Source organism: Mycobacterium shunyiense, assembly GCF_058270035.1.
This window is the reverse complement of record NZ_JBZDPT010000034.1, coordinates 61133-72687: the sequence shown is the minus strand read 5'-3', so window position 1 is coordinate 72687 and position 11555 is coordinate 61133. Positions and strand designations below refer to the sequence as shown.

The following is an 11555-nucleotide window of genomic DNA, read 5'->3' as shown; positions in this document are numbered from 1 at the left end:
GATACAAGGCGTTTGCACTGAATACCACTGATGTCCGTCGGACAGATCTGCCCGGCGGACTCCGGGTGGTCACTGAGTACATCCCGTCGGTGCGTTCGGCATCCGTCGGGGTCTGGGTAGGTGTCGGTTCCCGCGACGAAGGACGAAGCGTCGCGGGTGCCGCCCACTTCCTGGAACACCTGCTGTTCAAGGCCACCCCGACGCGCAGCGCAGTCGATATTGCACAGGCTGTCGATGCCGTCGGTGGTGAGCTGAACGCGTTCACGACGCGCGAGCACACCTGCTACTACGCACATGTGCTCGACTCCGACCTGGAACTCGCCGTCGACCTGGTGGCCGACGTCGTGTTGCGGGGCCGTTGTGCCACCGAGGATGTCGAGGTGGAGCGCGACGTCGTCCTCGAAGAGATCGCCATGCGCGACGACGATCCCGAGGACAGTCTCGGTGACGTGTTCCTGACAGCGATGTTCGGCGATCACCCGGTCGGACGGCCGGTGATCGGCAGCGTCGAGTCCATCGAGACGATGACGCGCGCGCAGTTGCACTCCTTCCACGTGCGCCGTTACACGCCCGAACGGATGATCGTGGCGGTGGCGGGCAACATCGACCACGACGTGGTCGTTTCGCTCGTGCGGCAGCATTTCGGTCCGCGACTGGAACCCGGACGCACCGCGGTGGCACCGCGCAAAGGGGCGGGACGTGTCGTCGGCAAGCCGTCGCTGCTCGTGGTCGACCGCGACGGAGAGCAGACCCACGTGTCGCTGGGCGTTCGCACGCCCGGCCGGCACTGGGAACACCGGTGGGCGCTGTCGGTGCTCAACACCGCCCTCGGTGGCGGCCTGAGTTCCCGTCTGTTCCAGCAGATCCGGGAATCCCGCGGCCTGGCCTACTCGGTGTATTCGACGGTCGACACCTTTGCCGACAGCGGTGCGCTCTCGGTGTACGCCGGCTGTCAGCCCGAGCGGTTCGACGAAGTCGTCCGGGTGACCACCGAGGTGCTGGAAGGCGTTGCCAGAGACGGGATCACCGCCGACGAGTGCCGGATCGCCAAGGGCTCGTTGCGTGGTGGGCTGGTGCTGGGTCTGGAGGACTCCGGATCGCGCATGCACCGGATCGGCCGCAGTGAGCTCAATTACGGCGAACACCGGACCATCGATCACACGCTGGCCCAGATCGAGGCCGTCACCCTCGAAGAGGTCAATGCGGTGGCACATCAGTTGCTGTCCCGCGACTACGGTGCGGCCGTACTCGGCCCGCATCGATCGAAAAAGACTCTGCCGCAACAGCTTCAAACTATCGTCGGCTGACCCGCTAGGCTGGGTCCGATGACGGGACTCTCGCGGCGCAATGTTCTGATCGGTTCGCTCGTGGCGGCGGCTGCCGTCGGAGCCGGTGTGGGTAACGCCGCACCGGCGTTCGCGACTCCGGTAGATGACCAGATCGCCGAACTGGAACGTCGTGACAACGCCCTGATCGGCTTGTCCGCGACCAATCTGGATTCCGGACGGACACTCACGCACCGGCCCGACGAGATGTTCGCGATGTGTTCGACGTTCAAGGGGTATGCCGCGGCGCGCGTGCTGCAGATGGTCGGGCGTGGGCAGATCTCACTGGACAACCGGGTGTTCGTCGACCCGGAGGCGCTCGTGCCGAACTCTCCGGTCACCGAGACCCATGCCGGTTCCGAGATGACGCTGGCGGAGCTGTGTCAGGCGGCACTGCAGCGGAGCGACAACACTGCGGGCAACCTGCTGCTGAAAACGATTGACGGGCCTGCCGGCATCACCGCGTTCGCTCGTAGCATCGGAGATGAGCGCACCCGGCTGGACCGCTGGGAGGTCGAGCTGAACTCGGCGATTCCCGGGGACCCGAGAGATACGTCCACTCCGGCGGCGCTGGCGATCGGATACCGCGAGATCCTGGTCGGTGACGCGTTGGGCCCGCCGCAGCGGCGCCAGCTGCAGGACTGGATGCGGGCCAACCAGACCTCGAGCGTGCGTGCCGGACTGCCGGAGGGCTGGACCACCGCCGACAAGACCGGCAGCGGGGACTACGGCAGCACCAACGACGTGGGGATCGTCTATGGGCCGAACGGGCAACGGTTGTTGTTGGCGGTGATGACGCGGTCGCAGGCCGACGACCCGAAGGCCGACAACCTGCGTCCGCTCATCGGTGAGTTGACCGCGCTGATTCTGCCGGCGCTACTCTGAGTGTTCGGCGGATTCGATTGCGGTCGAGCCGTTCTCGGTGTCCTGGATTGCGATCTGGCGGGCGCCGGCGGGGTTCTGCGACAACGGCACACGCACGGTCAGGATGCCGCGCTCGTAGCCGGCGGTGATGTTGTCCTCATCGGCCTCGGCGGGCAGGGTCACGGTGCGCAGGAACGAGCCGTAGGAGAACTCCGACCGCGCGGTGGTGTCGGCACGCTCTGAACGCTCGGCCTTCACGGTCAGCTGGCCGTCGGCGACAGTGATCTGAACGTCGTTGGCCGGATCGATACCGGGGATCTCCGCCCGCAGTTCGTAGTGGTCCTCGGTGACCTCGTCCTCGATGCGCATGAGGTTGCGCTCGAAGATCGGACGCAGGCGGGGGAACGGGGTGATGCCGGCGAAGAACTCCGAGAGCTCGGGCAGCAGCGGGCGGGGCTGGTGCGCGACGGGCAGGTTGACCATGGGTGACTCCTCAGTCCTGGAACGTCGATCGGAGGAAAAGACCTTGTAACGCTTGCCCTTTCGATCCAAGCACCGACGTGGAGCCACTGGCCGAATGTGTGGTTAACAGCGCGCGTACGCGTGGCTGCTAGGTCACCCGCATCGAGTCGTCGCGCTGTAGGACGAAGAAATACGGCTTGCGGGAGTTCCGCAGGTCCATCGCCCCGATCACGGTGTCGTCGGACAGCCGCCGGAACACGTCGTTGATGGGTAGCTGGTCGTAGACCATCGTCGCGGTGTCCACGCCGCGGTACCGGGTGGTGCGCAACCTGGCCTTGGGCGCGCGGGTCTGCAGCAGGGGCCGCAACGCCGCGATCGGCCCTGTCATCGACCGGTTCCGAAGCAGAGGGATTTTGGTCGACACCCCGAGGCCGCCGAATGCCAGCAGCGGGTTGAGCGCCCACAGCGAGGTGCCGTCGCCGGTGGGGAACAACAGGGGGTGCACGGTCTCGGCATCGACGAACTGCTTGCCCCACCAACCGCTGGCCGCCAGCAGACCATCCATCGGATGTCCGGTGGGTAGTTCGGCGCCGTGCCAGGTGCCGAGCATGAACTCCGGCTCCACAGCCTCGGCCGCGTCGAAGATTGCCAGCGCCTCGGCGGTGGTCGTCGGCACGGTGGGTAACAACTGCTGCAGCAACATGGACACAACCATACTTGACACGTGTCAAGTTTGACCCTGCCGGGGTGCAACCGCCCGGCCGAAGGGATTCGGCCGGGCGATCGTGAGAGGTTTGCCTACGCCAGGACTGTGCCCGGATCGGTGAACGGCATGTCGAGGTCGGCGGCGACCTGCTCGGACAGCAGCGCACCTTCGTGCGTCGATAGACCCTTGGCCAGCGCTTGGTCGGCCGCGCAGGCGGCCTTCCAGCCCTTGTCGGCCAACTTGAGGACGTACGGCATGGTGGCGTTGGTCAGTGCGAAGGTTGACGTGCGCGGCACGGAGCCGGGCATGTTGGCCACGCAGTAGAACACCGTGTCGTGCACGGCGAACGTCGGGTCGTCATGGGTGGTGGGGCGGGAGTCCTCGAAGCAGCCGCCCTGGTCGATGGCGATGTCGACCAGCACCGCGCCCGGCTTCATGTGGGCCACGGTCGAATTGGTGACCAACTTGGGTGCCTTGGCGCCCGGGATCAACACCGCGCCGATCACCAGATCTGCCTTCTTGACGGCCTCTTCGAGCTCCAGGCTGGACGAGTAACGCGTTTCGATGCCGGCGTTGGTCTCGTTGTCGATCTTGCGCAGCGTGTTGATGTTCAGGTCGAACACGGTGACGTGGGCGCCCATGCCCTTGGCGATGCGGGCCGCGTTGTAGCCGGCCACGCCACCGCCGATGACGACGACCTCGGCCGGTGCGACACCGGGAACGCCACCCATCAGAACGCCGCGGCCACCCTGCGTGCGCATCAGGTGGTACGAGCCGACCTGCGCGGACAGCCGGCCGGCGACCTCGCTCATCGGCGCCAACAGCGGCAGCGCACCATCAGCGGTCTGCACCGTCTCGTAGGCGATCGAGGTGGTGTTCGAGGCGAGCAGCGCGTCGGTGCATTCCTTGGACGCCGCCAGATGTAGATAGGTGAACAGCGTCTGGCCCTTGCGCATGCGCGAGTACTCCGCCGCGATGGGCTCCTTGACCTTGAGGAGCAGCTCGGCATCGGCCCAGACCTGATCGGCAGTGGTGACGATCTCCGCGCCTGCGGCCTTGAAGTCGTTGTCGGTGATGGCCGAACCCTCGCCGGCGCCGGCCTGGATGATCACGTCGTGGCCGCGTCGGGTCAGTTCCGCCACGCCCGCCGGGGTGATGGCCACGCGGTACTCGTTGTTCTTGATCTCGGTCGGGATGCCGACGAGCATGCTCGCTCCTTCAAAGTTGGGGTGCTGAAAATAAGTGTGAAGAACCTTCGATAAGTGAGCAATATCTCCGACGAAGATTCGTTAAGCTCGTCGAGTGGCGGAAGAATCATCAAACTTGCCCGGGCGTGTGGCCCGTTCGCCGAAGGATGTTCGGCCTGATCTCGACGACGTGGACCGGCGCATCCTGTTGGCGCTGCACGCCGACGCCCGCATGTCCAACAGCGCACTGGCGGAGACGGTCGGTATCGCCGCCTCGACCTGCCACGGTCGGGTGCGCAGGCTCCAGGAGATCGGAGTGATCCGCGGCTTCTACACCGATATCGATCCGGCTGCCGTGGGACTCAGTCTGCAGGCAATGATCTCGGTGAGTCTGCAATCGAACGCGCGGGGCAAGATCCGCAATTTCATTGCCCACATCCGCACCCGGCCGCAGGTGATGGACGTGTACTTCCTGGCCGGGGGAGACGATTTCATCCTGCACGTGGCCGCGCGTGACACCGATGACCTGCGGGCATTCGTGGTGGAGAACCTCAACGCCGACGCCGATGTCGCCGGGACGCAGACCTCGCTGATCTTCGAGCATCTGCGTGGGGCGTCACCGCTCTGACGTCACTGCGCGCGCAGCACCAGTCCGTTGCCGTCGGTGTCGGAGAGCCTCAGTTCGTCGGCGTCGATGGATGTCTGGACTGTGCCGTTGAGGACCCGCAACACGGCTTGCTCGATCTCGTTGATCTCCGGTGCGCAGGCCATCTTGGTGGTGGCCAGCGGGCCGAACTCGATCACTGCCGGCGACCCGGAAACGGTGGCGCGGCCGGTGATTCGATTGCAGCCCGTCGAACCGCTGACAGCGCCGTCGTCGCCGATGGTCAGCGTGGGTTTGGCCTGCTCGAGTGCAACCGAGGTGCTGACCGCCTGCGCGGACACCAGGCTGGTGACCTGCCAGGTGGTGCCGGTGAGCGGGTGATCGGGGTCGGCCACTTTTTTGTCCCGCAGCGTGACGGTCGCAGCGTCGGTGCGCAAGGTGAGGGTGTCGCCCGACAACGACCAGGTTGGCTTGGCGCCGAACAACTTTGATACCCAGGCATCCGAATCGCCGACCGGTGGTGGGCAGGCCATCATGGTCATCGCAAGTTGGGTCGTGATCCGGCCATCGGCAAGATCGGCGGAGCCGGAACCATGGTTACAGCCGGCGAAGGTGCTGATCTGCTTCCCATCGAAACCGACCGTCAGCGGTCCGCCGCCGGGGATCTGCTCACCCTCCACCTGCTCCGAGATGAAGGTGCGACCGTTGAGGTCTGCGGCGTCGGCGGCCGCGTTCTCCGAGCATCCCATGAATGCAAGAACGGCAACGACGAACGGCACCACCTGGACAGGACGCATGGTTCCACCGTAGTTGGCAGATGCACGTGCGCTGCGGGTACTCGCAATCAGGTTGCCGGACAGCCGGTTTCGTCGTCCCTCGATCGGATCCCTTTCAGCCGGATACTGCGGGGTCTGCCGCTGTGCCTCGCACGCCTGCCAACGGCACGCCGGGGCGGCTGCGGATGCGCCCTCGGAACGTTACGTCGGTTACTTCTGCCGACGGGATGTGACGCACATCGTCTCGCGGTCGCAATTTAATGTTTGCCGCACTCGGCCCGTTGCAGTTGCAGACGTCTCTGATCGTTTGCGAGAGTTCTGCTCGCTCACTCTGCTGACCAACTGGTTGGCCGCGTCAACAAGTTGGAGGTTTGCGCGTGGCCCCATCCGCCGTGACGTCGCGGGTCCGAGCCCAACGACGGTTCAAGCACTGGCGATACGACCCGCCGTACAAGACGGCGAGCGCGGGAATGATCATCCTGCTGGTCGCGGTGCTGACGTTGACCTGGATGCAGTTCCGCGGAACCTTCGAGAACAAAACGCAGCTGACCGTGTTGTCGGGTCGGGCTGGTCTGGCGATGGATCCGGGGTCCAAGGTCACCTTCAACGGTGTGCCGATCGGTCGGTTGGCTTCCATCGATGTCGTCACTGTCGACAACAATCCCGAGGCCAAGCTGACCTTGGATGTCAAGCCTCAGTATTTGAAGCTGATTCCGGAGAATGTGACCGCTGAACTGCGGGCGACGACGGTGTTCGGCAACAAGTACATCTCGTTCTTGTCGCCGCCGGACCCGTCGCCGACGCGGTTGTCGCCGGCGACGCCGATCCGGGCCCAGGGTGTGACCACGGAGTTCAACACGTTGTTCGAGACGATCACCGCGATCTCCGAACAGATCGACCCGATCAAGTTGAATCAGACGCTGACGGCGACGGCTCAGGCGTTGGACGGTCTGGGGGAGAAGTTCGGTCAGTCGATTGTCGACGGCAACGACATCTTGGGTGATCTGAATCCGCGGATGCCTCAGATTCGTCGTGACATCGCGGGTCTGGCTGATTTGGGTGAGGTGTATGCGAACGCGGGCCCGGATTTGTTCGATGGTTTGACCGATGCTGTGACGACGGCTCGCACACTCGACGAGCAGCGCGGCAACCTAGATCAGGCGCTGGTGGCCGCGGTCGGTTTCGGAAACACCGGCGGTGACATTTTGGAGCGGGGTGGGCCGTATCTGGTCCGCGGCGCCCAGGACCTGCTGCCGGTCAGCGAGATGCTCGACCGCAACAGCCCGGCGTTGGCGTGTTCTGTCCGCAACTATGCCGAGGCCGCGCCGAAGTTTGCCGCCCAGACCCGCAACGGTTACGCGCTTGAACTGCACGACTTCCTGATCGGGGCGGGCAACCCGTACGTCTATCCCGACAACCTGCCGCGGGTCAACGCCAAGGGTGGGCCCGAGGGCCGGCCCGGCTGCTGGCAGCCGGTCACCAAGGACCTGTGGCCGGCTCCGTATCTGGTGATGGATACCGGTGCATCGATCGCCCCGTACAACCACCTCGAGCTGGGACAACCGCTGGTGTCCGAGTACGTGTGGGGCCGCCAGATCGGCGCGGACACCATCAATCCGTAGGTGTCGGGACGAGTGGACGGCAGCGATCGCAAGCCGGCGTTCAACGTCCATCGTTCGAGCATCAGGGCGACAGGACAAAGTTTTCTCGGAGCGGCCCCAATACCGCCGGCAAGCACGGGCAGTAGGCTCCCAACCATGCGAGTTGGTGTTCTCGGGGCTAAGGGCAAAGTCGGCGCGACCATGGTGCACGCGGTCGAATCGGCGGCGGATCTGACATTTTCGACCGGGGTCGACGTCGGTGACTCGCTGAGCTTGCTCACCGACACCAAGACCGACGTGGTCATTGACTTCACCCATCCCGATGTGGTGATGGACAACCTGAAATTCCTCATCGACAACGGTATTCACGCGGTCGTCGGAACCACCGGATTCACCTGGGAGCGCATCGAACAGGTGGAGGCCTGGCTCAAGGAGAAGCCCGAGTCCGCGGTGCTCATCGCGCCGAACTTCGCCATCGGCGCCGTGCTGTCGATGCACTTCGCCCAGCAGGCGGCACGCTATTTCGAATCGGTCGAGATCATCGAACTGCACCACCCGCACAAGGCCGACGCTCCGTCCGGCACCGCCGCACGTACTGCGAAGCTCATCGCCGAGGCGCGAAAAGGCATGCCGCCCAACCCGGACGCCACCAGCACCGGTCTGGAGGGGGCCCGCGGCGCCGATGTGGACGGGGTGCCGGTGCATTCGGTGCGGCTGGCCGGCCTGGTCGCCCACCAGGAGGTGCTGTTCGGAACGCAGGGGGAGACGCTGACGATCCGGCACGACAGCCTGGACCGGTCCTCGTTCGTGCCGGGCGTGCTGCTGGCCGTGCGGAAGGTCGGCGAGCGGCCCGGCCTGACCATCGGCATTGAGCCGCTGCTCGACCTGTCGTGAGCGACGGCGCGCGGTCGCTGCGCATCCAACTGGTGATCGGCTTCATGTGCCTGGCGCTGATCGTCTACTTCCTGATGCTGGGACGCACCGCGCTCATCTTCATCACCTCGGGTGAGCCGGCCGCGATCGGGCTGGGCGTGGCACTGCTGGTGTTTCCGCTGATCGGTATCTGGGTGTTGGTGACCACGCTGCGGGCCGGTCTGGCGCATCAACGATTGGCTCGGCTCGCCCGTGAACAGGACATGGAACTCGACGTCAGCGAGCTGCCGACCCGGCCATCGGGCCGTATCGAACGCGACGCGGCCGACGAACTGTTCGGGACGGTGAAGGCCGAACTGGAGGCCGACCCGGACAATTGGGTTCGCTGGTACCGGTTGGCCCGCGCCTATGACTTCGCCGGTGACCGGGGCCGCGCGCGCGAGACCATGCGCACGGCGGTGCGGATGCAGGAACAACAGTCGTCATGACCAAGACGCTGCTGGTGGTGCAGCACACGCCGTCTCCGGCAACGCGAGAGCTTCTCGAGGCGGTACTCGCCGGCGCGCACGATCCGGACGTCTCCGGGGTTGAGGTGCAGTCCAAGCCGGCGTTAGCTGCGACCGTCAGTGACATGTTGGCCGCCGACGGTTACTTGTTCGGCACCACAGCCAATTTCGGCTACATGAGCGGCGCATTGAAGCACTTCTTCGATACCGTGTACTACCCGAGCCTCGATCACGTGGCCGGGCGCCCGTACGGGCTGTGGGTACATGGCAACAACGACACGGTCGGTGCTGCGGGTGCGGTCGACAAGATTGTGACCGGGCTGGCGTTGGTCAAAGCGGCTGACGTGCTTGAAGTTACGGGAGTGGTGGACGGAGCCGTCCGTGAGCGCGCCTACGAGTTGGGCGGCACGTTGGCTGCCACGCTGATGGACTGACGAGAGGACAGCTATGCCGGGGATCGCTGAACTTGCACTCGGAGCCGCGCCCATCGCCGGTGGCGCGATGCTCGGGGTGATCGCAGGCAACCTCAAACCGCCGGACATCCGCGGCATGATCACCAAGGACCTCGATCTGTTGGACCGGTTGCCCGCCGAAGACGTCGAACGGAAAGCGCGGCTCAAGGCCAGTATCGACGAACGTATCGACGGCTTGATCGATGCGAGTGACCGCAGCCGCGAAATCCGTGAGGCCGCGATGTCCTACCGTGGAAACTGGCGGGACATCGTCGTTTTCATCTGCGCGCTGCTGTTCACGTTCATCTGGTGGAACGTCAGTCACAGCCGCTCCAACTGGCTGGTGATGTTCATCGCGATGATCATCGTGTCCGTCGCCGCGGGCATTTACGCAGGCCGCGGAATCGTCCGCGCGATCAACAACTTCATGCACCGCAACGACGACAAAGCACGGGCCTGAGCGAACCTCAGTAGTGGTACGTGTCGGACGGCGCCGGCACGTGGTCCGGGTCGTCGCTGTACTCGGGTTCGTGGATGCCGTACGCCCGGGCCAGATCCAGGATCTTGTTGGCCCGGGCGATCCGGGGCAGGTCTGACCCGTTGCGGATCTCACCGCCGTCGCGCTGGAATTCGGCGAAAAATTCCTTCGCCCAACTGATCTCGTCCTGAGATGGGGCCAGACCCTCGTTGACCGTGGCGCACTGATCCGGCGTCAGGCATATCTTGCCGGTCATCCCGAACTCGGCCGAGACCGCTGTCGCCTCCGACAGCCGCAGCGCGCTGGACCCCACGGTGGGGCCGTCGATGGCGCCAGGAAGACCGGCGGCCTTGGCGGCGATGGTGAAGCGTGAGCGCGCATACGCCAGCGTTGCCGGGTTGTCACCGAAGCCGGTGTCGCGCCGAAAATCGCCGATGCCGAAGGCGAGCCGGAACGCGCCCTTGGCCGAGGCGATCTCGGTGATCCGCTCCAGGCCCCGGGCGGTCTCCACCAGCGCGACGATGGGCACGTCCGGCAGGCGTCGGGCAGTCTCGGTCACATGGTCCACCGACTCGACCATGGCCAGCATCACACCGCCGACCGAGGTTCCGGCCAGCATCTCCAGATCGTCAGCCCACCACGGGGTGCCGAAGCCGTTGATCCGGACCCAGTCGCTGTTGTCGTCGGCCAGCCAGCGGGTCACCTTCTCGCGCGCGGCCACCTTGTCCTTGGGGGCCACCGCGTCCTCGATGTCGAGGACGACGATGTCGGCGTGCGAGCGGGCCGCCGGGGCGAACCGCTCGTACTGTGCGCCGTTTACCAGCAACCAGCTCCGGGCCAGTACCGGATCGATCCGGAATCCGGGCTCGGTGGAATGGGACTCGTCGGAGAAGGGCTGGTCATACACGCCGTCAATCGTCGCCTACCGCCTATGCCGGGGTTAACGCGGCCCCGAACACCCGCTCGGTGTTCTCCCAGTGCCGCTGTGCGGCTGCCTCGTCGTACACCGCGGTGTGATCCGGCACCGCGAAGCCGTGGGCTGCGGGATAGAACTCGATGGTGTGGTCGACGGCTGCGCCCGACAGCGCATCCTCCAACCTTTTGCCGTCGTCCTCGGTGAACGACGCGTCGTTCTCGGCCGCGGCCACATAAACGGTGGCCTGGATCTTGTCGGCCAGCAGGTGGGGGCTGTCCGGGTCGTCTTCGACGGCCAGTCGGCCGCCGTGGAAGGACAGCGCAGCCGCGACTCGCTCCGGCACCCGGGTGGCGACGATCAACGAGGCACGGCCGCCCATGCAGTAGCCGGTGGTGCCGAACTTCTCGCCGGTGACGTCGGGTCGAGCCGCCAGGTAGTCGAAGAATGCCTCGGCATCGGCGGCCAGTATCTCGGGGGTGAGAGTGCCCATCAGTTCGAAGAGCTGCCTGCGCTGCTCCTGGTCGGTGAACACGGTGTTGAGGTCGAAGGGTCCCCAGCCCGGGTTGCGGTAGTAGACGTCGGGTACCAGCACGACGTAACCGAATCCGGCCAGCTTGGCCGCCATCTCTTCCATGGTGGGGCGTAGGCCGCCGGCGTCGGGGAACAGCACGACGCCAGGCCAGGGACCTTCTCCCTCCGGTGTGGCGACGGTGACGCGGCAGGTGCCATCAGCTGTGGTGATCGTGTCTGTGGTGGTCGGCATGGCTCCGTTCTACTCTCCGTGCCGACACGTAAGCTGAGTGGC

14 protein-coding genes are annotated in these 11555 nt (G+C 65.4%); 8 read left to right on the top strand and 6 right to left on the bottom strand.

Translation table 11 applies throughout. The features are described 5' to 3' along the window. The first annotated feature begins 17 nt into the window (after nucleotides 1-17). Together AC4ELS_RS20405 and bla are read left to right on the top strand one after the other, a co-directional pair. Nucleotides 18-1307, top strand: a complete 1290-nt coding sequence (locus AC4ELS_RS20405; RefSeq protein WP_064884315.1) for a M16 family metallopeptidase — start codon at nucleotides 18-20, stop codon at nucleotides 1305-1307. 18 nt (nucleotides 1308-1325) lie between these two features. Further along, nucleotides 1326-2210 carry a class A beta-lactamase gene (gene bla, locus AC4ELS_RS20400; protein WP_499048983.1) on the top strand — a complete coding sequence of 295 codons (885 nt, stop codon included), beginning with the start codon at nucleotides 1326-1328 and terminating at the stop codon, nucleotides 2208-2210. On the opposite strand, the gene AC4ELS_RS20395 is transcribed toward bla, so the two are convergent. The 3 genes from AC4ELS_RS20395 to ald all read right to left on the bottom strand — a co-directional run bounded on the left by AC4ELS_RS20395 (nucleotide 2202) and on the right by ald (nucleotide 4565). Next, nucleotides 2202-2672: an Hsp20/alpha crystallin family protein gene (locus tag AC4ELS_RS20395; RefSeq protein WP_064884319.1), complete on the bottom strand. Its 471-nt coding sequence runs from the start codon at nucleotides 2670-2672 to the stop codon at nucleotides 2202-2204. The two genes, bla and AC4ELS_RS20395, sit on opposite strands and share 9 nt — an antisense overlap. A 127-nt stretch (nucleotides 2673-2799) precedes the next feature. Beyond that, nucleotides 2800-3354: a DUF4334 domain-containing protein gene (locus AC4ELS_RS20390; RefSeq protein WP_064884489.1), complete on the bottom strand. Its 555-nt coding sequence runs from the start codon at nucleotides 3352-3354 to the stop codon at nucleotides 2800-2802. A 95-nt stretch (nucleotides 3355-3449) separates the two neighbouring features. Then, on the bottom strand, nucleotides 3450-4565 hold the full coding sequence (gene ald / locus AC4ELS_RS20385; protein WP_448449095.1) for an alanine dehydrogenase: 1116 nt from the start codon (nucleotides 4563-4565) through the stop codon (nucleotides 3450-3452). A 94-nt stretch (nucleotides 4566-4659) separates the two neighbouring features. Here ald and aldR point away from each other — a divergent pair, with 94 nt between their 5' ends. Beyond that, complete coding sequence (gene aldR, locus AC4ELS_RS20380; RefSeq protein WP_064960177.1) at nucleotides 4660-5172, top strand: HTH-type transcriptional regulator AldR; 513 nt, start codon at nucleotides 4660-4662, stop codon at nucleotides 5170-5172. A 2-nt stretch (nucleotides 5173-5174) separates the two neighbouring features. Here aldR and AC4ELS_RS20375 read toward each other — a convergent pair whose 3' ends face one another. Continuing rightward, nucleotides 5175-5945, bottom strand: a complete 771-nt coding sequence (locus tag AC4ELS_RS20375) for an META domain-containing protein (protein WP_064884325.1) — start codon at nucleotides 5943-5945, stop codon at nucleotides 5175-5177. A 449-nt stretch (nucleotides 5946-6394) separates the two neighbouring features. Between AC4ELS_RS20375 and AC4ELS_RS20370 the strand changes: the two genes are divergently transcribed. From AC4ELS_RS20370 to AC4ELS_RS20350, 5 genes are all read left to right on the top strand, one after another. After that, nucleotides 6395-7546: an MCE family protein gene (locus tag AC4ELS_RS20370; protein WP_499049152.1), complete on the top strand. Its 1152-nt coding sequence runs from the start codon at nucleotides 6395-6397 to the stop codon at nucleotides 7544-7546. A 135-nt stretch (nucleotides 7547-7681) separates the two neighbouring features. Then, a complete protein-coding gene (gene dapB, locus AC4ELS_RS20365) occupies nucleotides 7682-8419 on the top strand; it encodes a 4-hydroxy-tetrahydrodipicolinate reductase (protein ID WP_064884326.1) in 738 nt (245 codons plus the stop codon). Continuing rightward, nucleotides 8416-8886, top strand: coding sequence for a hypothetical protein (locus tag AC4ELS_RS20360; RefSeq protein WP_064884328.1), 471 nt, complete (start codon nucleotides 8416-8418; stop codon nucleotides 8884-8886). The genes dapB and AC4ELS_RS20360 overlap by 4 nt, the downstream gene beginning before the upstream one ends. After that, a complete protein-coding gene (locus AC4ELS_RS20355) occupies nucleotides 8883-9338 on the top strand; it encodes a flavodoxin family protein (RefSeq protein WP_499048979.1) in 456 nt (151 codons plus the stop codon). Before AC4ELS_RS20360 ends, AC4ELS_RS20355 begins: the two co-directional genes overlap by 4 nt. Before the next feature lie 13 nt (nucleotides 9339-9351). Continuing rightward, entirely contained in the window at nucleotides 9352-9816 is a 465-nt protein-coding gene (locus tag AC4ELS_RS20350) for a hypothetical protein (RefSeq protein WP_064884332.1), read from the top strand. A gap of 7 nt (nucleotides 9817-9823) precedes the next feature. Here AC4ELS_RS20350 and AC4ELS_RS20345 read toward each other — a convergent pair whose 3' ends face one another. Together AC4ELS_RS20345 and AC4ELS_RS20340 are read right to left on the bottom strand one after the other, a co-directional pair. Continuing rightward, complete coding sequence (locus tag AC4ELS_RS20345) at nucleotides 9824-10741, bottom strand: HpcH/HpaI aldolase/citrate lyase family protein (protein WP_064884334.1); 918 nt, start codon at nucleotides 10739-10741, stop codon at nucleotides 9824-9826. A 22-nt stretch (nucleotides 10742-10763) separates the two neighbouring features. Then, nucleotides 10764-11513, bottom strand: coding sequence for a dienelactone hydrolase family protein (locus AC4ELS_RS20340; RefSeq protein WP_064884336.1), 750 nt, complete (start codon nucleotides 11511-11513; stop codon nucleotides 10764-10766). Between the last annotated feature and the right edge of the window lie 42 nt (nucleotides 11514-11555).

Excerpts from the sequence above, each read along its gene's own strand:
- dapB (WP_064884326.1), top strand. The coding sequence starts at position 7,682 with ATGCGAGTTGGTGTTCTCGGGGCTAAGGGCAAAGTCGGCGCGACCATG.
- AC4ELS_RS20375 (WP_064884325.1), bottom strand. The coding sequence starts at position 5,945 with ATGCGTCCTGTCCAGGTGGTGCCGTTCGTCGTTGCCGTTCTTGCATTC.
- AC4ELS_RS20395 (WP_064884319.1), bottom strand. The coding sequence starts at position 2,672 with ATGGTCAACCTGCCCGTCGCGCACCAGCCCCGCCCGCTGCTGCCCGAG.
- AC4ELS_RS20340 (WP_064884336.1), bottom strand. The coding sequence starts at position 11,513 with ATGCCGACCACCACAGACACGATCACCACAGCTGATGGCACCTGCCGC.
- AC4ELS_RS20350 (WP_064884332.1), top strand. The coding sequence starts at position 9,352 with ATGCCGGGGATCGCTGAACTTGCACTCGGAGCCGCGCCCATCGCCGGT.
- AC4ELS_RS20390 (WP_064884489.1), bottom strand. The coding sequence starts at position 3,354 with ATGTTGCTGCAGCAGTTGTTACCCACCGTGCCGACGACCACCGCCGAG.
- AC4ELS_RS20370 (WP_499049152.1), top strand. The coding sequence starts at position 6,395 with ATGATCATCCTGCTGGTCGCGGTGCTGACGTTGACCTGGATGCAGTTC.
- ald (WP_448449095.1), bottom strand. The coding sequence starts at position 4,565 with ATGCTCGTCGGCATCCCGACCGAGATCAAGAACAACGAGTACCGCGTG.
- bla (WP_499048983.1), top strand. The coding sequence starts at position 1,326 with ATGACGGGACTCTCGCGGCGCAATGTTCTGATCGGTTCGCTCGTGGCG.
- AC4ELS_RS20355 (WP_499048979.1), top strand. The coding sequence starts at position 8,883 with ATGACCAAGACGCTGCTGGTGGTGCAGCACACGCCGTCTCCGGCAACG.